At 59.5% G+C, this 24,755-nt stretch carries 40 protein-coding genes; 35 read left to right on the top strand and 5 right to left on the bottom strand.

Annotated elements, in window-relative coordinates:
- Window positions 1-54: 54 nt before the first annotated feature.
- Genes VSS37_RS03850 through VSS37_RS03835 form a run of 4 tightly spaced genes read left to right on the top strand, consistent with a single transcriptional unit; the run spans window position 55 to window position 2,087 of the window.
- A complete protein-coding gene (locus tag VSS37_RS03850; RefSeq protein ID WP_324693345.1) occupies window positions 55-423 on the top strand; it encodes a hypothetical protein in 369 nt (122 codons plus the stop codon).
- Window positions 420-758: a hypothetical protein gene (locus VSS37_RS03845; protein ID WP_324693344.1), complete on the top strand. Its 339-nt coding sequence runs from the start codon at window positions 420-422 to the stop codon at window positions 756-758. Before VSS37_RS03850 ends, VSS37_RS03845 begins: the two co-directional genes overlap by 4 nt.
- A 1-nt stretch (window position 759) precedes the next feature.
- Complete coding sequence (locus tag VSS37_RS03840; RefSeq protein WP_324693343.1) at window positions 760-1,137, top strand: hypothetical protein; 378 nt, start codon at window positions 760-762, stop codon at window positions 1,135-1,137.
- Window positions 1,134-2,087 (top strand): hypothetical protein, encoded by a 954-nt coding sequence (locus VSS37_RS03835; RefSeq protein ID WP_324693342.1) that lies wholly within the window; start codon window positions 1,134-1,136, stop codon window positions 2,085-2,087. The genes VSS37_RS03840 and VSS37_RS03835 overlap by 4 nt, the downstream gene beginning before the upstream one ends.
- Window positions 2,088-2,648: 561 nt before the next feature.
- Here VSS37_RS03835 and VSS37_RS03830 read toward each other — a convergent pair.
- Genes VSS37_RS03830 through VSS37_RS03815 form a run of 4 tightly spaced genes read right to left on the bottom strand, consistent with a single transcriptional unit; the run spans window position 2,649 to window position 3,522 of the window.
- The gene (locus VSS37_RS03830) at window positions 2,649-2,783 is read right to left on the bottom strand and encodes a hypothetical protein (RefSeq protein ID WP_324693341.1); all 135 of its coding nucleotides are present in this window, start codon (window positions 2,781-2,783) and stop codon (window positions 2,649-2,651) included.
- Window positions 2,776-2,952, bottom strand: coding sequence for a hypothetical protein (locus VSS37_RS03825; RefSeq protein WP_324693340.1), 177 nt, complete (start codon window positions 2,950-2,952; stop codon window positions 2,776-2,778). The genes VSS37_RS03830 and VSS37_RS03825 overlap by 8 nt, the downstream gene beginning before the upstream one ends.
- Complete coding sequence (locus tag VSS37_RS03820; RefSeq protein ID WP_324693339.1) at window positions 2,952-3,203, bottom strand: hypothetical protein; 252 nt, start codon at window positions 3,201-3,203, stop codon at window positions 2,952-2,954. The genes VSS37_RS03825 and VSS37_RS03820 overlap by 1 nt, the downstream gene beginning before the upstream one ends.
- 58 nt (window positions 3,204-3,261) lie before the next feature.
- Window positions 3,262-3,522 (bottom strand): hypothetical protein, encoded by a 261-nt coding sequence (locus VSS37_RS03815; protein WP_324693338.1) that lies wholly within the window; start codon window positions 3,520-3,522, stop codon window positions 3,262-3,264.
- 322 nt (window positions 3,523-3,844) lie between these two features.
- Between VSS37_RS03815 and VSS37_RS03810 the strand changes: the two genes are divergently transcribed.
- The 28 genes from VSS37_RS03810 to VSS37_RS03675 all read left to right on the top strand — a co-directional run bounded on the left by VSS37_RS03810 (window position 3,845) and on the right by VSS37_RS03675 (window position 23,176).
- On the top strand, window positions 3,845-4,132 hold the full coding sequence (locus tag VSS37_RS03810) for a hypothetical protein (protein ID WP_324693337.1): 288 nt from the start codon (window positions 3,845-3,847) through the stop codon (window positions 4,130-4,132).
- Between the two features lie 14 nt (window positions 4,133-4,146).
- On the top strand, window positions 4,147-4,725 hold the full coding sequence (locus VSS37_RS03805) for a hypothetical protein (RefSeq protein ID WP_324693336.1): 579 nt from the start codon (window positions 4,147-4,149) through the stop codon (window positions 4,723-4,725).
- 23 nt (window positions 4,726-4,748) lie between these two features.
- Window positions 4,749-5,660, top strand: a complete 912-nt coding sequence (locus VSS37_RS03800) for a hypothetical protein (RefSeq protein ID WP_324693335.1) — start codon at window positions 4,749-4,751, stop codon at window positions 5,658-5,660.
- Window positions 5,660-7,630 (top strand): portal protein, encoded by a 1,971-nt coding sequence (locus VSS37_RS03795; protein ID WP_445971472.1) that lies wholly within the window; start codon window positions 5,660-5,662, stop codon window positions 7,628-7,630. Before VSS37_RS03800 ends, VSS37_RS03795 begins: the two co-directional genes overlap by 1 nt.
- A gap of 19 nt (window positions 7,631-7,649) precedes the next feature.
- Window positions 7,650-8,039, top strand: coding sequence for a hypothetical protein (locus VSS37_RS03790; RefSeq protein ID WP_324693333.1), 390 nt, complete (start codon window positions 7,650-7,652; stop codon window positions 8,037-8,039).
- Window positions 8,040-8,051: 12 nt separating this feature from the next.
- The gene (locus VSS37_RS03785; RefSeq protein WP_324693332.1) at window positions 8,052-8,594 is read left to right on the top strand and encodes a hypothetical protein; all 543 of its coding nucleotides are present in this window, start codon (window positions 8,052-8,054) and stop codon (window positions 8,592-8,594) included.
- Between the two features lie 17 nt (window positions 8,595-8,611).
- Entirely contained in the window at window positions 8,612-10,045 is a 1,434-nt protein-coding gene (locus tag VSS37_RS03780) for a hypothetical protein (protein WP_324693331.1), read from the top strand.
- A 25-nt stretch (window positions 10,046-10,070) separates the two neighbouring features.
- Complete coding sequence (locus VSS37_RS03775; RefSeq protein ID WP_324693330.1) at window positions 10,071-10,571, top strand: hypothetical protein; 501 nt, start codon at window positions 10,071-10,073, stop codon at window positions 10,569-10,571.
- Complete coding sequence (locus tag VSS37_RS03770; RefSeq protein WP_324693329.1) at window positions 10,568-10,834, top strand: hypothetical protein; 267 nt, start codon at window positions 10,568-10,570, stop codon at window positions 10,832-10,834. The genes VSS37_RS03775 and VSS37_RS03770 overlap by 4 nt, the downstream gene beginning before the upstream one ends.
- A gap of 154 nt (window positions 10,835-10,988) precedes the next feature.
- A complete protein-coding gene (locus tag VSS37_RS03765; protein WP_324693327.1) occupies window positions 10,989-11,855 on the top strand; it encodes a lysozyme family protein in 867 nt (288 codons plus the stop codon).
- Window positions 11,852-12,058, top strand: a complete 207-nt coding sequence (locus tag VSS37_RS03760) for a hypothetical protein (RefSeq protein WP_324693325.1) — start codon at window positions 11,852-11,854, stop codon at window positions 12,056-12,058. The genes VSS37_RS03765 and VSS37_RS03760 overlap by 4 nt, the downstream gene beginning before the upstream one ends.
- Window positions 12,059-12,079: 21 nt before the next feature.
- Window positions 12,080-12,322, top strand: a complete 243-nt coding sequence (locus VSS37_RS03755; RefSeq protein WP_324693324.1) for a hypothetical protein — start codon at window positions 12,080-12,082, stop codon at window positions 12,320-12,322.
- 24 nt (window positions 12,323-12,346) lie between these two features.
- On the top strand, window positions 12,347-13,120 hold the full coding sequence (locus VSS37_RS03750) for a hypothetical protein (protein WP_324693323.1): 774 nt from the start codon (window positions 12,347-12,349) through the stop codon (window positions 13,118-13,120).
- 10 nt (window positions 13,121-13,130) lie between these two features.
- Complete coding sequence (locus VSS37_RS03745; protein WP_324693322.1) at window positions 13,131-13,583, top strand: hypothetical protein; 453 nt, start codon at window positions 13,131-13,133, stop codon at window positions 13,581-13,583.
- 12 nt (window positions 13,584-13,595) lie between these two features.
- Window positions 13,596-14,519 (top strand): hypothetical protein, encoded by a 924-nt coding sequence (locus VSS37_RS03740; protein ID WP_324693321.1) that lies wholly within the window; start codon window positions 13,596-13,598, stop codon window positions 14,517-14,519.
- Window positions 14,519-15,319, top strand: coding sequence for a sialate O-acetylesterase (locus VSS37_RS03735; RefSeq protein ID WP_324693319.1), 801 nt, complete (start codon window positions 14,519-14,521; stop codon window positions 15,317-15,319). Before VSS37_RS03740 ends, VSS37_RS03735 begins: the two co-directional genes overlap by 1 nt.
- Window positions 15,316-15,534, top strand: a complete 219-nt coding sequence (locus VSS37_RS03730; protein WP_324693318.1) for a hypothetical protein — start codon at window positions 15,316-15,318, stop codon at window positions 15,532-15,534. The genes VSS37_RS03735 and VSS37_RS03730 overlap by 4 nt, the downstream gene beginning before the upstream one ends.
- Before the next feature lie 212 nt (window positions 15,535-15,746).
- The gene (locus tag VSS37_RS03725; protein ID WP_324693317.1) at window positions 15,747-16,766 is read left to right on the top strand and encodes a hypothetical protein; all 1,020 of its coding nucleotides are present in this window, start codon (window positions 15,747-15,749) and stop codon (window positions 16,764-16,766) included.
- 22 nt (window positions 16,767-16,788) lie between these two features.
- The gene (locus tag VSS37_RS03720; RefSeq protein ID WP_324693316.1) at window positions 16,789-17,760 is read left to right on the top strand and encodes a hypothetical protein; all 972 of its coding nucleotides are present in this window, start codon (window positions 16,789-16,791) and stop codon (window positions 17,758-17,760) included.
- A 72-nt stretch (window positions 17,761-17,832) separates the two neighbouring features.
- The gene (locus VSS37_RS03715) at window positions 17,833-18,267 is read left to right on the top strand and encodes a hypothetical protein (RefSeq protein WP_324693315.1); all 435 of its coding nucleotides are present in this window, start codon (window positions 17,833-17,835) and stop codon (window positions 18,265-18,267) included.
- Window positions 18,268-18,269: 2 nt separating this feature from the next.
- Window positions 18,270-18,494 carry a hypothetical protein gene (locus VSS37_RS03710; protein ID WP_324693314.1) on the top strand — a complete coding sequence of 75 codons (225 nt, stop codon included), beginning with the start codon at window positions 18,270-18,272 and terminating at the stop codon, window positions 18,492-18,494.
- Entirely contained in the window at window positions 18,481-19,143 is a 663-nt protein-coding gene (locus tag VSS37_RS03705; protein WP_324693313.1) for a phage adaptor protein, read from the top strand. Before VSS37_RS03710 ends, VSS37_RS03705 begins: the two co-directional genes overlap by 14 nt.
- Window positions 19,140-19,697 (top strand): hypothetical protein, encoded by a 558-nt coding sequence (locus tag VSS37_RS03700; protein WP_324693312.1) that lies wholly within the window; start codon window positions 19,140-19,142, stop codon window positions 19,695-19,697. The genes VSS37_RS03705 and VSS37_RS03700 overlap by 4 nt, the downstream gene beginning before the upstream one ends.
- The gene (locus tag VSS37_RS03695; RefSeq protein WP_324693311.1) at window positions 19,688-20,065 is read left to right on the top strand and encodes a hypothetical protein; all 378 of its coding nucleotides are present in this window, start codon (window positions 19,688-19,690) and stop codon (window positions 20,063-20,065) included. The genes VSS37_RS03700 and VSS37_RS03695 overlap by 10 nt, the downstream gene beginning before the upstream one ends.
- A gap of 148 nt (window positions 20,066-20,213) precedes the next feature.
- Window positions 20,214-20,420 (top strand): hypothetical protein, encoded by a 207-nt coding sequence (locus tag VSS37_RS03690; protein WP_324693310.1) that lies wholly within the window; start codon window positions 20,214-20,216, stop codon window positions 20,418-20,420.
- A gap of 2 nt (window positions 20,421-20,422) precedes the next feature.
- On the top strand, window positions 20,423-20,851 hold the full coding sequence (locus VSS37_RS03685) for a hypothetical protein (RefSeq protein ID WP_324693309.1): 429 nt from the start codon (window positions 20,423-20,425) through the stop codon (window positions 20,849-20,851).
- Window position 20,852: 1 nt separating this feature from the next.
- Window positions 20,853-22,760, top strand: coding sequence for a hypothetical protein (locus tag VSS37_RS03680; protein WP_324693308.1), 1,908 nt, complete (start codon window positions 20,853-20,855; stop codon window positions 22,758-22,760).
- Window positions 22,760-23,176: a hypothetical protein gene (locus tag VSS37_RS03675; RefSeq protein WP_324693307.1), complete on the top strand. Its 417-nt coding sequence runs from the start codon at window positions 22,760-22,762 to the stop codon at window positions 23,174-23,176. The genes VSS37_RS03680 and VSS37_RS03675 overlap by 1 nt, the downstream gene beginning before the upstream one ends.
- Before the next feature lie 117 nt (window positions 23,177-23,293).
- Here VSS37_RS03675 and VSS37_RS03670 read toward each other — a convergent pair whose 3' ends face one another.
- Window positions 23,294-23,476 (bottom strand): hypothetical protein, encoded by a 183-nt coding sequence (locus VSS37_RS03670; RefSeq protein ID WP_324693306.1) that lies wholly within the window; start codon window positions 23,474-23,476, stop codon window positions 23,294-23,296.
- On the opposite strand from VSS37_RS03670, the gene VSS37_RS03665 reads away from it, so the two are divergent.
- From VSS37_RS03665 to VSS37_RS03655, 3 genes are all read left to right on the top strand, one after another.
- A complete protein-coding gene (locus VSS37_RS03665) occupies window positions 23,475-24,284 on the top strand; it encodes a hypothetical protein (protein ID WP_324693305.1) in 810 nt (269 codons plus the stop codon). The genes VSS37_RS03670 and VSS37_RS03665 overlap by 2 nt on opposite strands.
- Window positions 24,285-24,366: 82 nt before the next feature.
- Window positions 24,367-24,528, top strand: a complete 162-nt coding sequence (locus VSS37_RS03660) for a hypothetical protein (protein WP_324693304.1) — start codon at window positions 24,367-24,369, stop codon at window positions 24,526-24,528.
- Window positions 24,525-24,755: hypothetical protein (locus tag VSS37_RS03655; RefSeq protein WP_324693303.1), on the top strand; the 231-nt coding region annotated here is incomplete at its 3' end. The genes VSS37_RS03660 and VSS37_RS03655, both read left to right, overlap by 4 nt.

Here is a 24,755-nt window from a genome sequence, read left to right as displayed (position 1 = left end):
TAGCGCCAAGACGGCAATCCGGGCGCTATTAAATTCTTTTCAGAGGGTCTTATTATGGCAGTTTTTGCAGAAAAAAACCATTCAAATGCTGAATGGAAAGAAAGAAAAAACAATGGCTTGGCGTATAAGTCTGATGCACTGGCTTTGCCTAAAAATATCACAACATTCCATCATCAAATATTCATCACTGCCCGTTGGTTATCCGCGCGGTTTGGCATTGGCCATGACCTGATGCGTCGTGTGGTTGATGACATTGAGTTCAGCACGGCGGCAATTATGTATCGCGATGGTCAAGATGTCTGGATAGGGGGTGATGCCTTTATCGAGATTTACCAGCATCCATTGGTTGATGACAGGTTCGATGAAGCTGCCCGCTTGTCTGTTTTGCAGTTGCTGGGGAGTTTCCGGGAGGTGGCGCCATGAGCGTGGACATCAGCCTGGGGTACACAGTCAGCCGTCGTGGCAAGGAAACCCTGGTCTCAGTTGAGATTGGGGGCGTCACGGAAACACGGACAGTGGGGGGATGGGCAAAAGAGTGGAAACTTTCCCCTTCCTGCGTGAGCAACCGCTTAAAAAGGCAAGTCCCGCTCGAGCAGCTGTGCGCCGCTTCACTCCGGCTGAAGCAGGAGGCCGCCAGGAAAGCTGGTGTGTTCAGCCCCCGCAATAAAAAGCCAGTGTCTACGCCTGAGCAGGCCGCCAAGGCGGCCCGGGTGCGGGATGGCTGGCTGTACCGGCCTGCGCCGGGCGCGGGGGCGTAGCATGGGTAAGAAATCTGATCGCACAGTTCGGCGCCGCCAAGATGCGGTTAAACGCAGAGTCGATTTCCTGTCCTTATTTCTGCCAAAAACACTCGATATAATTATCGAGTCTGGCATGTTTGAAAATAGGCAGAATGAAGGGAATTACTCCCAGCCAGCAATAAAAAGGCTTGAGAGCTTTATTTCCAGCGAGAATCTTCCAGATAATGACAAGCTGAAGATTGAGGCTGCCATTTTGATTGATGTCATCGTTGGCATGCTTTGGGGTGAAATCCATGCTGTTGGCGAAATGCAGCAAGCAAGGCTCAAGGAAATAACACTAGCCTTTGTTTCCAAATACGTCCGCACCATCCTGGAAGAGGAGGGCGTGGCGACGTGACAGATGCTTCCGCCACTGTTGTTGAACGCCCGGCCAACTTGCTTGGCCGGGCTGCCGGTTTGCTTGGCGATGACTACAAGCCAAACAAATACGGCCATGACCGGCGGCATTTCCGTTTCATCATGAACGGTAGCCCGTACAAGGATGGTACGGCGCTGGATGAATTTGGCCACAATCGCAAATCGCATGCGGTCTATGCGATTTGTGAAAAAATCAGGGAATATTCGCATAATCCGCTGGCGTTCATGGATATAGGCACCAGAAAGACTAGGCACTACGTGAAAAAGCACGGCGGCTTCATGCAACAGACTAATTCCCAATTGCGCGAAAAACTGTCAAATTTGTCGATTTATTTGGTGAACCACGCCAATTTTGTCAGCGGCGTTGTGGGGATTCGCGGTTATGGGAAATACGGCGAGTTCAAGTGTTTTGACATTGACCATGCCGTGCGCATCACTGGTATGACACGCGACAACATCAAGGTTGCCTCCAGGTTTCTGGTGGAGAACAAGATGCTGGAACGTAAGCGAACTTTCACCATTAAGGAAGATGGCTCTTATGGCGGAAGGCCATCCGTATACCGCCTAACTGACGAATTTTGGCAAAAATTCAGGGTGCGCAACCTGTTTGAGGAATTGAGCGACTTTTCCTACCGTAAAGCGCTGAAAGACATGGGCAACAGCATCAAGGCAGTGGCGGCGTCCCTGTCAGCCAGGATCCCGGAAGAAGTGCAAGGCGCGCTTGGCATGATCAAGTTGAAGCGCCCCAAGAAACTGCGTAAGGATGATTGGCCAGAGGATTCCATCCAGCACTATCTGGCCCAGCTTCCCCATAACAAGCACCAGGCGTTCCAGGCACGGTTCATCGAAATCTACCAAGACAATATGAGCAAAGGCTCTGACACATCTGTTAGGGAAGCATTGAAGGCCGCTTTCCGATCAATCTGGTAACAACTACAGCATAGTTGCGTCCAGCATAAGCCAATCACAGCCTTTTCAGGCTAGAAAAGATCAAATTATATACATACAGCGTTAAAATCCAGCACGTCATGGGTTAATTCAACGCGCCAGCCAAAGCCATCCCCCTGACAGTCTGTGAGTGACCGCGAATAACCCTCCCTATAAGCCGGTGCATAAGTTCAACAACTATCCCCAGTATATTCCATGCGGGGCATGGTCACTCCAATAACTCTCCCTAGAAAATACAATAACCCTCCTATCCTTAAACTGTTCTGCTGTAATACAAGAGCGCAAGCGCTCTAAATAAAAAGGAGCGCGAGTGTTTGCCTGCGGCAAAGTCGCGCCACGTCCTGCTGGGCTGCCGTGCCAAGGGAAAGGCCGCAGTCCCAATGACGGCCAAGGAAGGGAAGCTGCACCAGCGGGAATACCTTCTACACAACAAGGCAACGTGCCAATTGGGCTGGCGATGGGGGGAGGCTGGCAGGGCGCGGGCGGGTTTGGGCAGGGTGGGGTGGGGGAGTGGCCGCGACGGCTTCCCGGCGCGGCTTGAAATTAGGGTTTGCGGAGAAGAAAACCGATCAGGGTCAAAACCACAAGCATCGTGATTCCGCCAGCCAGCCAGCCAAGCTGTTTTAGGGGGGGGAAAAGCGCCACAGATGCAATTGACAGGATCAGGGCGTCACGCATGTGCCACTTCCTTGCCGCAGAGATACAGCAGCAGTTGCCGGTCGGTCTTTAGGTTATGCAGGGCTTTCACGCGGTCAACCAAGGCGGTTTCTTCCGGCTTCAGGTTTGCCTGGAAATTGCGTTTCCCAACCCGGTGCCGGTTGTGGTGGTTGCGCTTTTCGGTTTCCATCAGGCCTCCCGCAGTTCTTCACCAGGCAGGACATACTGTTCGTCGCCGGGTTCCCGGTTGAACCAGTGCCGGTTGAGCTTTTCCTTGTCCTTGGTCATCAGCAGCAGGATCGGCTGGCCTTGCAGGTCTGGCTGGTGGCGCAAGTCCCAGAATGCGGCGGTGGCCGCTGCGGCGGATGGGGTTTCGGTGCTTAACCCCTTCATCACTTCCGTGCCTGAGCGGGTTTTTTTCAACAGGTAGACTTTATACATTTCAGTTTCCTCCAGTGTTGGAAAAAAGGGAGGCGGTTAAGCCACCTCCCCGCTACGTTTACTCACACATAGCTATGCAGGCCGCCGTTTTGCCCGCTTGGCAGCTTGCGATGAAGGCCGTCCGCCTGCTGGATGGAACCCGCAGGGCGGCCAGAAAGCAAACTGTACTGCCGCCCACGACGCAAGCTTCTTCGTAGGAAACTTCGTGCGGGGTGGAAGGTGGCAGGCCAGCTGCGCATTCAGGGGTGGCGCACTTGCAGCCTTCCGCTGATGCGGTGCTGAGGGAGATGGCGAGGATGATAGATAGTGCTTTTTTCATAGCTAACTCCTTGAAGAGTTCCGGGAAGCCGCCCGGTGCGGGTGTAGCAGTGCGGTACAGGTGCTATTATAGCAAAACGTCTAGACGTTTCAATGGTTTTGTCAGCAACGCAGAAAATGTGGAATGCCATTAGTGATTTGAGGATGGCAATAAGTTTTTGTTGTGGATCGTCACGGAAAACGGTACAGTTCAGGCATTGTCGCCAGAGGTGGCAGAAGAAGCCCGGTCGGTTAACGCTGATCCGGGCTTTTTTGTGGGCGTTTGATTTTTATTCAAAACTTTTCAAACAAGTGGCTTCGCTGTTTTGTTGGGGTGGGTTGGCATGGCGCGTGGTGGTGCGCGTAGCGGCGCTGGCAGGCCGAAAGGCTCCGTGGATGAGAAAAAGAGGCAGGTCAGGGAGATTGCGGCCACACACAGCGCGTCAATGATTAACATCCTGGTGAAGATCGCGCAGAACCCGAAGAAGCCGGACAACATCCGTATCCTGGCGGCGCGGGAAGTGCTGGATCGTGGGACGGGAAAGCCAAGGCAGGAAATTGATGCAACGGTGAGCAGGGGCCATGAGGAGTGGTTGGAGCTGATGGAGAAGCTTGTCCCCGAGGGTGGATGATGCAGGATCGGGAGATGGCACTGCGGAAAAGGTTCGCTGAGGATTTTTTCCTGTTTGCGGAACATTGCCTGAAGATCAGGACGAAGGCGGGCGCTATCAGGCCGTTTGTTCCGAACGAGGCGCAGCGGCATCTGCATTCACAGCTTGAGGGTCAGCTTCAGCGCACTGGCAAGGTGCGGGCGCTGGTGCTGAAGGGGCGGCAGCAGGGCGTTTCCACGTATGCCGAGGCGCGTTTTTACTGGCGCGTGACCCATCGGCGTGGGGTTAGGGCTTTCATCCTGACGCATGAGAACGAGGCGACCAATAACCTGTTCGATATGGTGGCGAGATTCCATGAATGCAACCTTGAGGTGATGAGGCCATCGGCTGATGCCAGCAATGCGCGGGAGTTGATCTTCGGCAAGCTGGATTCCGGCTATAAGGTTGGCACTGCCGGGAACAAGGGGGTCGGGCGTTCCAGCACTATCCAGTTTTCCATGGTTCCGAGGTGGCATTCTGGCCGCACGCGGATGAGCACGCAAAGGGGATCATGCAGGCTATCCCTGACCAGCCTGGGACAGAGGTTATCCTTGAGTCGACGGCAAACGGGATAGGCAATTACTTTTATCAGCAGTGCATGGCTGCCCAGGCGGGCGAGACAGATTACCAGTTGGTGTTTGTGCCGTGGTTTTGGCAGCCTGAATACTGGGTGGGGCCGGGGGAAGGGTTCAGAAGGTCGGGGGAGGAGTCCGAACTTGTGGGCCTTTACCAGCTTAACGATGGGCAGCTTGCGTGGAGACGCAGAAAGATTGCTGAATTGTCTGTCGGTGGGACGGATGGAACCCATTCGTTCCGGCAGGAGTACCCGTGCACGGTTGTGGAGGCGTTCCAGGTTTCGGACAGCAAGAGCCTGATCAAGGCGGTGCATGTGATGGCGGCGAGGTCATGTGCTTCACGGGATGAGTCCGCACCGCTGATATTGGGCGTTGACCCGGCGCGGTTCGGCAAGGATTCGACTGCATTTGTGTTGCGGCGTGGGCGCGAGGTTGTCGCGATGGAGAAATTCCAGCATCTGGATACGATGGAGGTCGTTGGCAAGCTGCTGGAGTGGGTGAGGCTGCACGCGCCGAAGAAGGTTTTTGTGGATGTTGGCGGGCTGGGTGCTGGCATCGTTGACCGGGTGCGGGAGCTGGGGTTTTCTGATCTGGTGACGGGCGTTCAGTTTGCGCAGCGCGCCAGCAATTCGACTTCGTACACGAACAAGCGGGCTGAGATGTGGGGGCTTATGAATGGGTGGGTGCAGGATCAGCCTGTGAACATTCCAGACAGTGATGAGTTGCATGGTGATTTGACCGCGCCAGAGTTCGGTTATGACAGCAGCGGCAGGTTGAAGCTTGAGGGGAAGGAAGAGTTGAGCAAGCGTTTGGGGCGGTCGCCTGATCTTGGGGATGCGCTGGCGCTGACGTTTGCGTTTCCGGTGGCGCGGGATGATGTGGTTGCTTTCCGCCGCCCGGTTGATGCTGGAATGGCACGGGGTGCGTGGTCGTGATGGATGCGCGGGTGCCGGGTGGTTCTGTGGTTGACGGTGCGGGACTGGAAGAGGGCAAGCAAGTGTCGGCGCTGTCGGACTTGGCGGCGCATGTGCGCAAGTGCTACGCGGAGGCGAAGGACGCCAAGCGGCTGGTTGAGCAGCAGATGCTGGACAACTTGCGCCAGCGGCGGGGTGAGTACGCGCCTGACAAGCTGGCGGTGATCCGCAAGCAGGGGCTTTCTGATTTGTTCCTGAAGCTGACGGACAGCAAGTGCCGGGGGGCGGAGAGCTGGATTCGGGATGTGCTGCTGCCTGCCGGTGATAAGCCGTGGACGATGGACGCTACACCGATCCCTGATTTGCCGGATGAGCTGGAAATGATGGTGTTGGCGACGGCGGTGCAGAATGGCATGGGCGCGCAGGATGAGGACGGTTTGCGTGATGCTGTGCGGGCTGCTTTGCAGGAGGATGCAGAGGAGCGGGCAGGGTGCATGGAAAAACTGTGTGAAGACCAACAGGTTGAGGGCGGCTTCCGTAATGCGTTGGGCGCGATCATCGCGGATGTGGTGACGCTTAAGGCGGGCATCATGAAGGCGCCGGTGCTGCGCAACAGCAGGCGCATGACGTGGGGAAGGGATTTTAGGCCGGTGCCGGATGAGCGGGTTGGCATGTTCTTTGAGCGGGTTTCACCGTTTGATTTGTACCCGTCGCCGGGGGCGGTGGATTGCCAGCGGGCGGCGTATGTGATTGAGCACCACCATTTGCAGCCGGGTGACATTGAGTTGTTGCTGGGGGTGGACGGGTTTGATGATGCGGCGCTGCGGTCGGTGCTGGATGAGTTTGACGGCGGCAGCTTCAAGTGGCTGGATGTGTCGGATGATGTGCAGGCGTTGCAGCGGTCGGAATTTGAGAATGACACCACGCTGTCGGGTGGGCCAGCCAGCGAGATTGACGCGTTGCAGTTTTTCGGCCAGGTGAAAGGCCAGTGGTTGATTGACTGGGGATGGACTGGCGACATCGAGGCGGGGCGCTGGCATGAGGCGGAGGTGTGGCTGGTCGGGGAGCATGTGATCAAGGCGAGGCTCAATGAACATCCGCTCGGCTTGCGGCCTTATTACCACACGGGCGCGGTGAAAATGAATGACCAGTTTTGGCATCAGTCGATCCCGGAGCTGATGACGGATTGCCAGGACATTTCCAACGCTTCGGCGCGCAACCTGGTTAACAACATGGGGATGGCGTCGGGGCCGCAGGTGGCGATTGATGATGGCCGGGTGAGGCGGGAAGACCAGAATGACCTGATGTACCCGTGGAAGGTTTGGCATTTCAAGCCGAATGATGCGGGCGGGAGTTCCAACCCTATCCAGTTTTTCCAGCCGAATTCGAATTCGGGGGAGCTGCTGGGGGTGCTGAACCATTTCAAGACGCTGGCGGATGAGTTGACGGGCGTTCCTGCATACTCTCAGGGGATTGCGAATGCGGGCGGCGCTGGCAAGACGGCTTCGGGGCTTTCGATGCTGATGGGGGCTGCGGCCAAGGGCATCCGCTCGATTATCTATAACATCGACATCGACATTATTGAGCCGGTGCTGTATGCGCAGTTCGTCTGGAACATGCTGTATCACGATGATGATTCCGTGAAAGGCGATATTACGATCAAGCCGCGTGGTGCTGCTGCGCTGGTGGTGAAGGAACAGTTGCAGTTGCGTCGGGGTGAGTTCCTGGCTTCGACGGCCAACCCTGTGGATATGCAGATCATTGGCGTTGAGGGTAGGGCGGAATTGCTGCGCGAGATGGTCAAGGGGCTGGATATGCCCGGCGACAGGATTGTGCCTAGCCGTCAGGAGATGCAGCAGCGGATGGCGGCGCAAGAGCAGCAAATGCAGATGCAGCAGATGCAGCAGATGCAGCAACCACAACAGGCTATGCCGCCTGAGTTGTTGCCGGATGGGCAACCGGCTGGCGGGCATGGGTTCAACCAATTCTGACATTCTGAGGACGTTATCTATGTCTTGCGGAACAATTCCATTCGGGCGGGGCGGCTCCGGTTACCCCAAGGGGACGCCGCTGGAGCTTACCTACAATTCCAGCACCAGGACACTCACGCTGACACGCGATTCCATGCCCGCCCTGTCAACGCCTTTCAATGCCGTTGGCGGAGTCCAGGGGGCGAAAGGCGACAAGGGTGACAAGGGCGACAAGGGGGACGCCGGCGCGACCGGTCCGGATGGGGCAAAGGGCGACAAAGGCGATAAGGGAGACCCTGGGGCGGGCGGCTTCGACACGTCAGACCCGGCCAACATCAGCAACCTTTTCACGGCCATGGCTGCAAACCCAAGCGCGGTGCGGGTGCAGGACATGGCGGGCAACACACTGTACATCGGCATTCCAGCTTAAGGGGAAATTTACATGCCTACATTGAAGACTGTCGTCGCGCCAAGCGACTTCAACGCAACCCATTTCGACACCACGACCAACAACAAGGTGAATTTGTCGGGGCCGTTGCTCAACCCATTCTTCACAGACGTGACGTTGGACACAGCCACTGACCCAGCCAACCCGGTTTACAAGTTCACCCAGTATGGCGGGACGGTAAAGGCTGTCCCCGCCGGTGTCAACGACGTGCATTTGGACACCGCTGGGACAGACTACGACGCGGCCAGCATGGTGCTGACGTTGGCGTTGAATGACGGCGGGAGCAAGACCATCAACCTGATGGAGCTGGCGAAGACCAGCACGCAGGACAGCACGAGCATTGCGTTCTCGGGCGACGGCACGGCGGGCAACAAGCTGTCGGCGATGGTCAAGACAAAGGCTGCTGGCGGCATCACAGACGCGGGCAGCGGCCTGGAGGTTGTGCCTGCGGACATCAACACCTTGACGCACGATGTTGTGCTTAAGGACATGGCCGGGAACGTGTTGATGTACGGCTCCAGCACGGGCGCGCCATAACGCCGGAGGGTGCTGAGATGGCAACTGAAAAAACTGTCATGACGCCGGGGACACTCGGCGTTGGCCATGTGTGGAACCCCGCCGCGCAGCGTTTTGAGGTGCAGGGCGTCATCCCTGCCGTGACGGCATCCATCCTCCCTGTGTACGGCGCAGGCAACACAGCGGCACGGGCCAATGCATTGGGGACAGTTGCGGACGGCCTGTTGCTGTCCGACGGCTCTGTGTTGGCGACGGGCCGTGTCCGTAAGGCGGCGCATGGCTACACGGTGGGGAAAAGCTACTACTTGAGCCAAGCAACGGCGGGCGCGGTGGTCACGCCAGCGCCGACAACCGGGCTGGTGCAGAAGCTGTTCTATGCCGTTGACGCTGACAACATTGAGGTTTGTGTTGGGGCTGCCGATGTGGCGGACAAGACCGTGGGGTGGCTGGCGAACGTCGCCGACGGGATTGACGCCAAGGCATCCACGCCCGGAATTGTCCCGGCATCCTATGGCGGCGTGTTCGATGCCGTGGCGCTGGCCGGGGCGGTCGGGTACGACATGATCAACCCGTTGCCGGACATTTCGGCATGGACATTGAACGGGGCAACTGTGGCTGCCGACGGCACAAGCGGGGCATATAACCCGTTCTACGCTGTGACGGACGACAGCACGGGCGCCAATGAGTCCCCTGAAACAACGGCATACAGCGGGAGCATCAGGCTGAACAGGGCCTACCGGCTCATGTTCCAGATCAAGCTGGATGGGTCGTCAGAGACAAGTTCCATCGGCGTCCATTCAAATGGCCCAACAGACCGGGTGCTGGCGACAATCAACCACACGGCGAAAACCGCAGCCTTCCAGACATCCTCGGCGGCCACGATCAGCGCCAGCAATTTGACGTACAGCTATGATGCGGCCAGCACGGTGCTGACACTGGCATTTGACTTTGTGCGCACTGCCGCGCCTGCGGCACTGGCCATCAAGCCTTATGTGTTCGCCAGCTCCAGTGCGGCAGGCACACGCCGCATTGCCGCCCCGGTCATCTACGAGCCGGTCTTGAGGCAGGTGATGTCGGCCATTGTGTTGCGGCGCAACACGGCCTACACGCAGCCTGCCGGTTGGGCGGCCTGCCCCATGGACACCGTTTCCGTGGCGCGGGGCTTGAAACTGGCCGCTTCCGGCGGCGGCGTGGTGGTGCAGCCCGGCGGTGATGGCCTGTATGAAGTGAAGGCCCTTGGCGGTTTCATCCTGGGGTCATTGGCTTTGGCCCGGTTCACGGCAATTGCTGTGAACGGCACACGGGTGGCGGCGTCAGGCAATGTCAGCACCCGCAACATTGAGGAGTGCACAGCCATTGTGCCGCTGGCGGCGGGGGATGTGGTGACGTGCCAGCTGCACAACGGCGACGTGGTTGGGCGCGCATTGGAGCTGTCGGAGATGGCGCCAATGTTGAGCCTGCGGGAAATTTGACTTTAATTTTTTTGGAGATTTTGGGATGACAATACGTAATGACATCTTGGGCTTCCTGGAAGCCGTTGGCGACCGTGCGAGCCGAATTGACTTGCTGGCCACGATGCAGGCGATGCCCTACAGCCATGCGCTGCCGGACATCGAGGCCGAATTGACGGCGATGATGGCCGATGGCCTGCTGGACTTTGATTCGGTCACGGAGTGGTACAGCGTCATTGCCCAGCCAGCCGTGACGATGGACGACGCACTGGCGTCGATACTTTGTGACCCATGCCCGACGGATGTGCCGCCGGTCAATGAGATCAAGCTGCACACGGACGCTACGGGCATCAGCCCGGCGCAGGCGCAGGCTGGCCTTGACCGCATCGGCAATTATGTGGCGTTGAGCGCCTGTTCAGGCTTGCGCACCAAGCTGTTGGCGGCGGGTGTCCCGCAGGCTGACATTGACGCCTACTACGGGGACATCCAGGCCAGCATGCGGGTGCTCCAGGCGATGGTCGACCACTACGCCGATGCGCCTGTTTGAGCATGAAAACCGATGTGGAGACGGCCATAGCGGAGTTGCTGTGCTGCAAGGCGCGGCCTTCCGCCGTGTTTGTGTTGGCCGTGTTCATGGCTGGCGCACTGTTTGGCGGGCTGTTGGCTTGGCATGCCATGGCCACCACCGCCAGCACTGAAGCCCGCGCAATGGCCGGAGCTGCTACGGATGTTTCCTGCCCAGCTCCGGTCATTGACACCGACCGGCTGGCGCAGGTGTGCATGGATTGGCACCACAAAAAAAGCAAGTGAACAGCCCTCCTCGTGAGGGCTTTTTTATAGGGAACATGGGTAATAGAGAATGATTTTGGCCGACATGGTTAGAAAGGCCGAGTCAGGGAAGATGGGCTACAACGCGCTGAACAGGGGAAATGTGAACAGCGCGACGACAGAGGATTTTTCAGCCATGACACTGCGTGATGTCATGGGCAGGCAGGCGCTTCCCATTGGGAATCCTGACAGGTTCTTTGCTGTTGGAGGATACCAGATTGTCCCAAAAACAATGGTTGGGGCTGTCGATGACCTGAAGCCACCGCTGGATGCAGCTTTTAGCCAGGAATTGCAGGACTTCCTGTTTGCATGGCACCTGCTGCGCCGGAAGCGGCGGGATGTGCAGCTCTATATCGAGGGGAAATCCGGCGACAGGAAGAAGGCACAAATTGCCATGGCGCTGGAGTGGGCAAGTCTTGCGCATCCTGACACCGGCAAGTCGGCCTATGACGGCAAGGCGGGGAATTCCGCATCTATGGCTGCCGATGATGTTGGCAGGGCGCTGGATGAGGCGCGGGCGCGGTTTGGCAATGCCCAGTCTTCCGGGCTGGATTACGAGACTTCATGGGAGTTGGCTGTGTTTGGGGAGAAGAAGCGCGAGCCTTGGAACGAGTCGGCAGGAAGTGAACAGGCTGGAGAGTTTGCCGATGGCGCTCCGGTTTATGTGGCTGCCGCAGTGGCTACACCAATCCGGCAACCGGAGGCTGATACCGTCCTGCAAGACCCCGATTTCCTGGCATGGAAAGCAGAGCGCGAACAGGCGAGGATGGCTAAGGCTTACAAGGCAGCCAATGCAAAGCCGTTGGCATCAAGCATGGTGACGAAGGTTGTTGTCGGTGGGATAGCCTCTTGGCTGGCGGTCAAGTATGGCGTGGAGATTTCGCCGGAGTACCGCGACATCGCTGAAAACATCATTGTTGGCGCAATTGGGGCTGGAGCCATCTATGGCAGGCAACGGGCGACAACATTCATTTCTGGAATATTCAGCGGGGGCAGCAAATGAGCCAGACAGAACTTGAATACCAGAGGGTGCGCCGTGATGAGGAAATCGCCCGCATCCAGCAGGTGTATGCCGACAACATGGCCATTGCGGCTGAACAATTCGAAGAACAGAAAGAACAATATGAAAAGCTGATGGCGCACTTTGCAGCCATACGCGACAGGGAAACAATGGCGGTGACTGAACGCTATGGCTTGCCTGGGTAATTCTGAAACAGGGGAACATCTATGGCAGAGGCGGACAACGCCACCCGGCTGGCGCTCGTCGAGGAGCGGCAGAACCGGCAGCGGCAGGATATGGATGACTTGAAGATGGGCTTGAAATCGCTTGAGTCGGTCACTGAAAAACAACAGACGGTGGTCACTGCGATCCTGTGGGTGCTTTCCATTTTCCTGGTCATTTTGGTGCTGGTGGCATTCGGGCCACTGGATGCGATGCGGGCGGCTTTCGGGCTGTTGCCTGCGAAATAGTTTGGATTTACTTGAGGTTTCATCATGGCTGATTGCTCCATTGGCTCCTGCGCCCCAGGCACAGGGGCGCGGCTTGATGCTGTCAACGACCGGCTGGCGGGTGTCAACTCGTGCAAGCAGTCGATCACGGCCAGCCCGCAACTGGTTGCCCTGAAGGGCACCGTCTCACTCGGCGGCATTGCGGGGGACTGGGAAACCGTGCGCCTGCTGTTTGCGGCGGACAATGAACATATGCCGCCCGGTACGCGGGTCATCGGGTCTGACGGCAACATCTACAAGCTCATTGGGGATGACAATGTTGACCCGGCCACGGACAGCGGGTCGAACTGGGTGAACCTGTCGGCGTCGCCGATTGCGGGGATGGAGGGGGCGGCGAAGGCTGGCGCCCCTCTCGGTGACTGGCAGAAGGCGAGAGATGCTTATGCGGCGATTGGCCGCAAGATTCCGGCAGGGGCTGTGGTGATCGGCTCGGATGGTGTGCTGTACCGGCTGACCGGCGCTAACCCTGACGCTGACCCGGCCACGGACAATGGCGCGAACTGGACGCCAGTGGCCCCCGCCATTACGCAGATTTTCCAGGCGGTCAATACCGGCGGCGTGGCGGGCGATTGGGCGAAGGTGAAGGCGGCGCTGGATGCGGCGGGTAAGGCCATGCCGGTGGGTACGATTGTGGTTGGGTCTGATGGCTCGCTGTATCGCCTGGTCGGCAACCCGGCTGTTGACCCGGCCACGGACAACGGCACGAACTGGGTGAACCTGACGCTGACCGCGCACCAATTCATTCAACTGACATTCTGAGGAGGCTGGCATGCACCCTTATCATTCCCATGGCTGCGTGGTTGCGCCGGTGGCGCCTCCGCCAGTGGCCAAGCCTGTCATGACGCGGGCGTTCACCTTGCATGATTACTGCGAGTTTGCGGTGGTCGGGGCGGAAGGCGAGTGCACGGTGAATATCCCGGTTGACCCGAACACTGGGCAGAAAGCCCGCTATGTGGTTTTCACGCCAGTGAAGGGCGATTACGTCGTGTCGCTGAATGGGGCGACAAACTTTGACCATCTCGGCACGAATGCGCCATTGCTGAACCCGATTGGGTTTGGGCTGGACGACCTGGCCGATTTCCGCCTGTATTCGATGGGCGGCTGCTTCCTGAAAATCTGCTGGTATCTGGACATCCCGTGCGGGGTCAAGGCTGACCGGCCACCGTACCAGGCTGACGCACATCTGGGCTTTTCCACGGCTTCCCGTGACGCAACAATTTAAGGTGACAAACACATGGCAATCGACAAAATCAAGCCGCTGGATGATTTCCTGACCGGCGCACGCACTTACAACCCCCTGAAAAAAACCACGGATGATGAGTTCGTGGTGCACCCGATTGAAAACTATTTGGCTTGCGGCATCTATGCCGGTGCGCCGCTGGGCAACTGGCAGACCATCCGCGACCTGTTCGCGGCGGCTGGGCAGGTGATGCCGGTGGGGGCGCGCGTGCTGGGCGGCAACGGCAAAATCTATGCAGTTGGGGCTGGCGGCAATGGCATGGCCGACCCGGTGCTTGGCGGCGCTGGCTGGACGGATGTTTCGGCGGGTGGGTCTGGCGCCACTGGCACAACCCCGACCACTTTTTCCAGTGACGCGCCTCCTGACCCGGCCAAGGTCAAGGTGGGGGATATGTGGAAGACTGGCGGCGCCACTGCCGCGCCGCACCCAAAAAACTGCGTCATGGTTTGGGATGGGTCAAGGTGGATGCTGCAAGCGGGCAGCCCTTCGGCTGTTGTTGCTGAGGCGGTTAGCTATTCAGGTACTGGCTGGAAGGCTGTCAACCTGACTGAGTACCAGAACGACATCGGCGGCTCTACTAGTGGCACTGAGTTTTCCATTGGGGCTCCTGGTGTATACGACATCGTTGTGCAGATTAACCCTGGATCAGCACTAACATGGGCTGGCGCAGCCCAGGCTGACTGGTTGGGTACGGCGCTGCAACTCCTCATTAATGGCACGAATGTTACTGAGGGCTACAATGTCAATTTCGCAGGCCCTATTGCCGCTTCGCCATTTCCGGCTGCTCATCCCCTGGTTATCAGCAACATCGGAAACTTCTTTAATGCGGGGGACAAGCTTTCTGTGAAGCTGTTCCACGGTGCGCCTGGCGGTTCCTTCTCTGGCGCTGTCAATATGCGCGTTGTGCGCCGTTCTTGATGCGCTTTCCACTGCCGTTGTTTGCTGTGCTGGTGGCTGGGTGCTTCCAGCAGCCAGCGGGGAAGGTGATCTATGCCAGTGCGCCAGCGGTTAAGCCTGACGATTGGCGCGTGCTGGTGATCGGGCAAAGCAACGCGGGGAGCCACGCAGAAAGGCGCACGCAGACAGTTACCGGGCGCGTGTACGCTGAATATTTGGGGTACACGCAGCCTTACGCAGACCCGATACGCGGCACAACCACATGGGAGTGGGGCGAGGGTTCTATCTGGGGGCTGGTCGGGGATGCACTGGTGATGGCTGGCAAGGCCGGTACGGTGACGTTTACGAACATCAGCCGGGGCGGCTCGACGGTTGAGTGCTGGAGCCGCGCTGACTGGACGGCGGCAACCAAATACTGGGGCGAGGAGCAGCCGTGCTATGACCTGATACCGGAGGCGTTCGCGGGCGGCAGGCAGTACACGCATATCGTATGGATGCAGGGCGAGAGTGACGCTGGCAGTGGCGAGGCGGATTACAAGGGCAAGCTGCTGAATGTCATCAGGGATGTGCGCCAGTACAGCAACGCGCCGTTTTATGTCGGGGTCACGTCGCTGTGTGGTGATGATTTCGGGCAGGGTGATGGGGTGCGGGCTGCACAGGTTGGCATTGTGGGCGAATACCCTGAACTGAATTTGCGGCGTGGGGCGGATACCGACCTTGCTGCGCCGTTGGCTGACCGGATGTTCCATGCTGACCGTTGCCATTTGTCTTGGAGCGGGCAGCAGAAGGCCGCACAGGCGTGGTTCGGGGTGTTGCAGTGAACCAGCAGGAAGCGCACGCGCTGTACCGGCTGGCGCAGACGGACGATTTTGCCGTGTTCCGGGAAATGCTTGGCCAGCTTGAGGAGTCCAGCAGGCAGGTGCTGATGGTGAATGAGCATGAGCTTGAGTTGCGCAGGCAGCAGGGGGAGTGCAGGCGGCACCGGCGGATTCTGGGGCTGCTGGAGGAGGCTGGACGGATGGTCAGGGAAGGTTGATTGGTAATGTTGGAAGGCATAGCGAAAGCCCACTGGCGACAGTGGGCTTTTTTTATGCCAGGCATGGGAACCCCAGCACTTGCGCGGGTGCATGGCTTCCCGGATGGCTCTTTGGTGCGCAATTCCCTCTGATCTGGCCGGTGTGCCGGTAGGAAATGGCTTGCGTTGGTTGGTGTAACTCCCGCACGGCGGGCTTACATGAGGTGTTGGACATGAGTGGAATCCCACAGCGCGTCATTGACGCGAACAGTGACGCTGACAAGTTGTTTGAAGGGTTGGCCTTGCAGCAAGAAGCGCAGGAATTGCCGGTTGATGGCGATGAGGTTGCTTTGCCCGAATTCGATGGTGAACCCCAGCCCGATGGCGGGCATGGCTTCGCGGACGCTCGGGACGGTGAGGGCGGCAATCAGGAGGGTGGCGACAGCCAGCAGGGCAGTGCCGTGACGGTGGACAAGCCGGACGGCAAGCCGGATGGCTGGGAACACAAGGCGAATGTGGAGGCAGGCAGGCTGCGGGCGTTGGCCGCTGAGAATGCACAGTTGCGCAGGCAGGTGGAGCAGTTGCAGGCGGGCATGGAGCAGCAGATTGAGCAGGCCATGTCACGGCGTGAGGCGGCAAACCGGGCGAAGGCGGAAGAGGATGGGCGGCGCAGTGCTGCGCGTTCCCGCCTGACCGAATTGCTGGATGAGGACACGCTGGCGGCGTTTGACCAGTATTTTGCGCCACCACAAAAGCCTGAGCCGGACAAGACGCCCAAGCCGCCGGATAACGGTGACGGGCAGGCGCGGCAGTTTGCGGAGATGCGGGCGGCTGCGTTTGAGGCGGACGTTTACGACGCCATCGAAGATTACGACGCTGTGATCAACAGTGATGGGTTCCGCTCGTGGGCTGGGCAGATGGACGGTGCAAGCGGGGTTTCCCGCTATGACCTGATGGTGCAGGCAAAGGCGAACATGCAGGCTGGGCGGCTGATTGGCATGGTGCAGCGCTTTAAGGCGGAGGCACAAGCCAGCCAGTCGCGCCAGCAGTCTGTGCAAAGCCAGGTGTCGCCGGGGCGTAGCCGCGCCGGGGCAACCCAGCCTGCAACGCCGCAGTATCTGACGGTGCAACAGATTGAGAAGCACCGCGCCGATTTCCGGCGCGGCAAGTACCGCAACCCTGAGATGTGGGACAAGTGGGGCAATATTGAGCGCCTTATCAGCTTGTCGGAACGGCATCTGGGGGTTGCCTGACGTTTTTTGAGAGGTTTTTAGCATGACTGTACAACGCGCGCCGGGCTTTCAAGACCAGAAGGCCAGCGGCTATATCCCCGAGGTGTGGAGCGGCAAGTGGCTGCATGAATTTTATACGCTGACGGTGGCGTCTTCCATCACCAACACGGATTTTGAGGGGGAGATCAGGCAGAAGGGGGATAAGGTGTTCATCCCGCGTGTGCCTGACATCCAGTGGGCGAAATACCACAAGGGGCAGAAGCTGGAGCTGACCGGCAAGCTGGAAAGTGAGCCGGTGGTGATGGATGTGGACCGCGCCCATTATTTCATGTTCGTGGATGATGACGTTGACATGGCGCAGCGGGCTGAGAAGTCGTTGCCGATGAAGGCTATCAAGAAGTCTTCCCATTCCGGCGCCAAGCGCATCGACACGGAGTTGCTGTGTGATTTGCCGTTCCATGTTGACCCGTGCAACCAGGGGTGTGCGGCGGGCGCTGTGTCGGGCGCTTATGACCTGGGCGGGGCGGGCGTGGGCGGCTACAACCCGCTGGTGCTGTCGTGTGGCGGCAATGATTGCGACAACTCGGCGATCAATGTGCTGATCGACCTGATGAGCACGCTGGAGGAGCGCGATGTGCCGAACGACGGCGGCAACCTGTTTGTGGTGATCCCGCAGTGGCTGAAGAACTTGGTGCTGAAGCACCCGCGTTTTCAGGATGCGTCGGCGATGGGTGAAAGCAAGTCGCCGTTGCGCAATGGCAAGATTGGCATGATCGACGGCATGGAGGTCTATATGTCCAACTTGGTGCGCAACTACGATGTGGGCGGCAGCCGCGTGTTTGACATTGTGGCGGGGCATACCTCGGCCATCACGTTTGCCACCCAGTTGACCAAGACGGAGAGCAAGTTGCGCTCACAGGAGACGTTCGGGGACATTTACCGGGGCCTGCAAGTGTATGACTGGATGGTGACGAACCCGGAATATTTGGCCTTGGCGCGTGTGGCCAAGGGCTGACACCTGATTGTTTGCTTGTTGGGAGCAAGTTTGGCCGGGACATGCCCGGCCTTTTTTTGAGAGGTTTTAGATATGAGTTGTTGCCAAAGTGACCCTTGCCAGTTTGCGTGTGACCCGCCGATCCCGGCTTACGGGACGATTGCGGGGCGGGCGGATTGGGTGCGGAATTTCTGCAAGCACCCGGCGAAGGCGGGGGAGAGGTTCCAGTTGACGGAGACCTTGCTGATGCCGGGTCATTTCATCGATTGGGCGTCGTTCATTGTGGAGGTGCCTTCCGCCACGCCTGTGCCGTTCATGGTGGGGACGGAGGCTGACCCGGACAGGTATTTCAGTTCTGACCTGTCCGTTGGCCGGAATGTGAAGGGCTTCAAGGATGTGCGTGAGTTCATCACGGTGGGCACGCCGGTCTATGTGACGTTTGGGGCGGATGCCAATGAGGGGATCCTGGGCGTGGCGTTGTGGCTGGCGGATGTGACGCCGATGGGTTCACGCTTCGGTGGGGGTTGAGCATGGCTGCTGGTGATGCGTTTCCGCCTGGCACTTGGGTGCGGGCGGCCAATGGGGTGGTGCATGGGTTTTCGCCGGGGATGGCTTTGCCGAAAGGGGCGGAGCTGTTTGTGGTGCCTGCTGATGCCGAAGCGCCTGATGATGTGGCGGTGGTGGCGGGCGCTGCGCCTGGGGCGGTGCCGGAGGATGCGGTGAAACCGGCGGGGAAAAAGCGTGCTGGCGGGTGATGTGCTGGCCCGTGTGAGGGTGACGCTGCGGGATGGGACAAGCCCGCAGCGTTGGCCGGACGCCGAGCTGTTGCAGTGGTTGCAGGATGGCGTGGATGCGGTCGGCGATGCGCGGCCTGAGGATGCGGCGGAACACCGCGCCTTGGTGCTGGTGGGCGCCAACCGGCAGGTGGTGCCGGATGGGGTGCGCCAGTTGTTGCGGCTGGAGTGCAATGTGCAGGCTGATGGCACGGCGGGCAGGCGCATCAACCGGGCTGACCGGCATGCGCTGCATTCTGTGTCTGCGCTGTATGCGCCTTACCGGGATTCGCGCGAGGTGTGGGATTACTGGCTGGATGATGCGGTTGGGACGGATTTTTATGTGTACCCGTGGCCGCGCCAGGGGGTGCAGGTGCTGGCTTATGTGTCGGTGTTCCAGCCAGAGGTCGGCGGCATGGGGGACAGGCTGGTGGTGCCGGATTCGTACCGGTCGGCGCTGGTGGATTATGTGGTGTCGGCGGCTTATGCGAAGGATGCGGAATATGCCGACAATGCCAATGTGGCGGCGGTGTTTGCGCAGTCGTTTGCACAGAAGGTTGGCATCAGGGCGGCGGGCGGGCGGGACAAGCCGCCAGCCGTGACCCATTACGACCGGCAGAGGTCGGCATGAGCGGCTGGCTGGAGTTGGCGCTGGATGAGGTGCTGGTGCATGCGCCGGAGTGCCCGACATTGCTGGCGCGGCAATACCTTGAGCAGGCGTTGCGCACGGTGGCGGGCGATGCGGGTCTTGATTCGCACACGCGCAGGCTGATGACGCGGGCCGGGCAGGCTGAATACCCGGTTGATGCGCCTGCCGGGCGGGCGGTGGCCGGGGTGCTGTGGGTGCGCCTGGATGGGCGGGTGGTGGCGTACCGGGAATCTGGCTGTGGTGTCCGCTTGCTGGATGCGCCGGATGAAAGCGGGCTTGAGCTGGCGCTTGAAGTGCAGGTGGCGGCCAGTGGGCTGCTGGATGCGCCGCAAAACTTGCAGGATGCGGTGGTCAACTTTGCGTTGTCGCGTTTGTTGCTGGTGCCGCAGCAGCGCTGGAGCAACCCGGCGCTGGCGGGGTCATTCCTGGCGTTGTATCAGGCGGCGAAGGCGCTGCTGGTGGCGGACAGGGCGGCAATGGGCAGGTTGCAGGGGGGTGAGGATATGCCACGGATGCGGGGGTTGAGATGGGTGTGATCAATGAGGGGCTGCGGTTTGTGGAGCCGCAGACGGTGTTTTGCCTGGGGGATGTTGACCTGCTGGAGGGGATGGCGGCCAGGGTGCGCATTGCGCCGCGTGGCTGGTTGCAGCCGTGCGGGGATGGCCGTCATGGCGATGTTGTGCAGCATTTCCCGGCTTGCGGTTGCCGGGGTGAGGTGGTGGCGCAACGTTTCCCGCTTGACCTTGACGCGACGCTGATGTTCGGGGAGCAGGCGGTGCTGCTGGAGACGCCTTGCACTGACGCTTGGCCTGATGGGCTGTATGAGGCGCAAATCATCTTGCTCTTCCACGGGGCGGAAATGCCGGTGGATGGGTTGGTCTTGTTTGAGTTGGGCGACGCCTGACATTTTTGGGGATATTCAATGCAGACATTTAACCATTACGCGCTTGTGGAGTGCAGGCCGCGTGTTTTGAAAGTTGTGCAGGGTTGTGGGTTCCGGCCTGGCCACCGTTTGCCGCATACGATGATGCTGCCTGTCCACCACGTCCACCATGAGCCCGGAACACTGCCATGTGCTGCCCGCTTACCCGGAGGTGCACCACCATGATGTGGTGCTGCATTACGGGTTGCCGGGTGGCGAGGCGTGCGCGGCGCACCATCACCACCATGGCGGCACGCTGCATAGCGTGCCGGGTTGTGGGTGCCACCCACATGGCCACCATCATAAGCACGGCTGCGGCTGTGCCAAGGAGTTTTAGACATGGGCAAGGTGCTTGTTTCTGACCCGGCGCAGACGAAGCTGCGGGCGGATTTCTATGCCAACGAAAACCTCATCATTGTTGCCGGGACCACCTGTTTCCCGTCGGTGCAGCCGGATAGCGGCGACTATTTCTTTGTGACGCTGGTCAGGCCTGCGACGGGTTGCAATGGCGTTTACAAGGAGGTGCTGAAGGTGGTCAACACCAACGGCGACAAGTGGGGGGTGGAGCGCACCAATGACCAGTGCTACCGCTTGCAGATGGATTTCCGCATGGGGGACCTGGTGTATTACGAGCCTGCCACGGCGCAAATGCTGGCGTCCGCGATCAAGGATGGGGTGAAGACGCGCGAAATCTGTGCGGCAGGGACTGACAACCCCTGCGAGAACCCCTGGAATGCGACCGGCAACGTCATCCAGTTGACGTTCTGAGATGGCGGACGGTTTCGACCTGCGGGCATTCAATGGGTTAAGCCCACGGACTTCGCCGCGCCTGCTGCGGGATTCGATGGCTACCATCGCCGAGAATGCCTATCTGCTGCATGGGGATGTTGAACCGTCACGCTTGCCGTTGGATGCGGGCGTTGCGGTGCTGGCGGGCACCCAGTCGATTTACCGGCATTGCGGCCAGTGGCTGCAATATCCGGGGAAGGTGTACTTTGCGCAGCGGGTGATGCCGGGCGACACGGGGGGGCGGCTTTATATTGCGGGGCATGGTGCGCCGATGGTGCGCGGCTGCGATGGCGTGGCTTACCAGCTTGGGATTGTGAAGCCTGCATTCCCGCCCGTCGTGGCAGCGTCGGCTACTGACTATGGCGCTTACACCTACCGCTTTGCGGGCTTCTATGAAGGGGCTGACGGTGGGATGTATGACAAGGCCAGCATTGTGCCTGCCGTGGTGGATGCCGGGAAGGAGTATGCCTTCGTTCCGTTTGCGCGAACTGCTGCGCCTGCTGAATCGGAATTCGGGGTGTCGGTGGAGGTGTCGAAGGGTGGGGAGCTGCTGGGCATTGCGTACAGCAGCAACACTTACCGGGCGGGCAACTCTGACCTGTACCTGAACGGCAACCAGGTGATTGCTTCGCTGTTTGACCGCAGTTCGGGTACGGACACGGCCTATGATGACGGGAAGGCCAACCCGTCGCTGATGGCGTTGAAGTTGTCGTATTCGGCGGCCAGCAGTGCCAGCCTGACGCGGGCGTATGCTTATACGTATGTGACGGCGTGGGGCGAGGAGTCGCAGCCGTCGGATGCGTCTGATCTGGTGCTGGTGGAGGCTGGCAACGATGTGGCGGTGTCGGGGTTTGTGCCGTCACCGCATGGCAATGTGGACAGGGTCAGGCTGTACCGGACGGACAGCGGCGGGCAATACCGCTTTGTGGCTGAATTCCCGGATACGCAGGCAAGTTACACCGACAACAAGCTGGACACTGAACTGGGCGAGGTGTTGCCTTCGGCCAGTTGGCTTGCGCCGCCGGATGGCTTGCAGGGCATTGTGGGGATGCCGAACGGGTTCATGGCCGGGTTCGTTGGGAATGTGTTGTGGTTTTCGGAGGTGAACCAGCCCCATGCGTGGCCTGCTGAGTATACCCTGACGAAAATAGATGGCGACATTGTGGGGATCTGCGGGGCGTTTGAAAACTCGCTGGTGGTGGTGACCACGAAGCACCCTTATATCGTGACGGGCTATTCGCCTGATGCGATGACGGCGACGAAGGTGGGGGCGTATGAGCCTTGCCTGTCGGCGCTTTCCATCGTGGACATGGGGGTTTATGGGGTTGGGTATGCGTCAGCCAATGGCTTTGTGGTGGTGCGGGCTGGGTCGGCTGAGGTGTTCACTGAGGAATTGATTACGCCGGAGCAGTGGCGGGGGCATTCGCCGCAGGCCATGCGGTCAGGGTGGCATAAGGGACGGCTGCATGTGGTTTCCGGGCTGGTGCATTTTGTGCTGCATATGCGGGGTGGTGATGACATCCTGACGACGGAAAGCAATTTCCCCACTGCCCTTTGGATGGACACCGATACAGACACTTTGTGGACGGCAGGGGATGGGCGGCTGTGGAAGCATGGGCAGGGCATGAAGGCCGTTATGGATTGGCTGTCTGGGGAAACCCAATACCAGCGTCCCGTGTCGTTTGTGCGGGCAAAGGTTGAGGCGGAAAGCCACCCGGTCACGCTCAAGCTGTGGGCGGATGGGCGGGAGGTGTTCCGTTATGACACGGAAGATGATGAGCCGTTTTATTTGCCTGTCGTGCCGCGCTCAAAGCATTGGCGGGTGGGTGTTGAAAGCCTGTTTGCGGTGCATCGTGTGGTGGTGACGGATGGGCATGTGGTGATGTGATGAAGCAGGTTGCAATCCCTGACCCGGCGCTGGTGGCGGATGCTTACCTGCGCCAAATCCTGCAAGCGCTGCGGGCGAACCAGATTGCGCTGTTTGGGCTGCTGCCTGATGGCGCGGCTGCAACCACTGCGCAAACGCAACCATCGCAACAGGCGGCGAAGCTGCCGCTGCGTTCTTCCGGCAACGCTGCCCTACAGGCGGCGGCAGTCAATTTCACACTGCCGCCTGACTCAACGGCGGCGGATGCGGCCAGCATTTCAGCCCTGGCGAATGCGAACCGGGCGGCGATCCTGCAATTGGCGGGGGAGCACAACAATTTGCTTGGCGATGTGGCCACACTGGCCGCCATCGCCAAGAATATCCAAGGCCAACAGGCCGAGATCATCAACCGGCTTAACCAAGGGGCCACAGCATGAAACCTGAAGCGAAATGCAGCGGGAAGCGGGGTGGCTGCAATGCCGCCCTGTTTTCCCGGCCTGCCGAGGTTTTCCCTATCACTGTCATTAAAGGCGGGGTGCCTTATGTTTGCATTGTTACGAAGCCTGCCCGGCAAGATAAGCCCGTGCAGGATGGGAAATGATTCCTGGCTGCACAACCATTTGTATGGGTTTTTCCAGTTTGCGACCGTTGGCACTGACGGTTGCCCGTGTTGTGCGTTTTTCCGTGGGCTGGCCATTGGTGGCGCAGCCGTCTGGCTGATGTGAGGGGCTGGCCATGGGGCTTTTTTCGGCGATTGGTGGGCTGGTTGGGTCGGCTTTTGGGATGCCGGGGGTTGGGGCTGCGGTGGGCGGCCTGGTCGATGGCGCACAGTCCACGGCGCAAGCCAACAAGGCCAGTGCGCAGCAGGATGCGATGCTGGCGGCGCAGGCGCGCCTTTACAACCAGCAGGCCGACATGGGCCAGCATTTCTTTGACCAGTACACGGCGAATTATGAGCCGCTGGCGCTTTCACAGCTTCAGGCGGCACGGGCTGGCGTTGACCCGAATTATTACGCTTCCGTGGCGGATGCTGGCGTTGTCAGGAACCAGGCGCTGGCGCTGGGTTCGGCGCAGCGCAACCTGGAGCGTGCCGGGGTGTCGCCTGCGGATGGGCGCTGGCTGGCGATGCAGGGGCAGGATGCCTTGGCTTTGTCGGGCAGCCGGGTGGCGGCGCAGAACCAGGCCAGACAGCAGGCGCTTGACATGAATTGGAACCGCAGGAACCAACAGGTGGATTACGGTGCCGGGCTGGTGAACCGTGGGTCTGGGATGATGTCGGGCGCGGCGGCGGGCATGGCCGGGGTGGGCAACAGTTATGGCCAGCAGGCGCAGGCGGCAGGGCAGACGGCAGGCAGTGAACTGTTTTGGGCGGGCATTCCGGGCGGGATGCAGGGCTATGCGCAGAACCTTGTGCAGCAGTACCGCAACCCGTCGCCGATGCCAAACACTTCCGTTTTCGGCAATTTGCTGTCGTTTGGCAGTGGTGGCAATGGCGGCTTTGGCGGTGGTGGCGGGAACAACTTTGGCGCAATGTTTGGGGTGTAGGGCGCCCTGAAAAGGCAAAGCCCGGTCAGGCGTGAATCTGGCCGGGCTTTTTGTTTGCAGTAACGTTCGAAGGGGATACTGCATGAATGATGATAGCAACTTTCGCTTGTCTGTGACAGGCAGGGATTTGTTGAGAATGATTAGGGAATTGAAGCCGTTGCTGTGGTTTTTGGCTTGTATCCTGATGCTATATGTCGCGTCTATTGTTATCCAGGCCATTGCGCCTGATGGGTTGCTGAAATGAATGGGTTGGCGTTGGGTGGGTTTGCCAATGGGCAGCGGTTGGCGTTGCAGGATTTGCTGACGATGAACCGCGAGCAGCGGGCGCAGCAGGACCAGGATTATGAGATGCGCAGGCGTGAGGCGCTGTTGCCGCTGGACATCACCGGCAAGGGGCTGGCGAACCGGCAGTTGGCGTTGCAGAACGACCGCTATTCGCAGGAGACGCCGTTGTCGGTGGCGGGGCTTGGC

The organism is Candidatus Thiothrix phosphatis (assembly GCF_035668035.1).
Lineage (GTDB): Bacteria > Pseudomonadota > Gammaproteobacteria > Thiotrichales > Thiotrichaceae > Thiothrix > Thiothrix phosphatis.
This window is presented reverse-complemented; position numbering and strand designations above follow the sequence as displayed.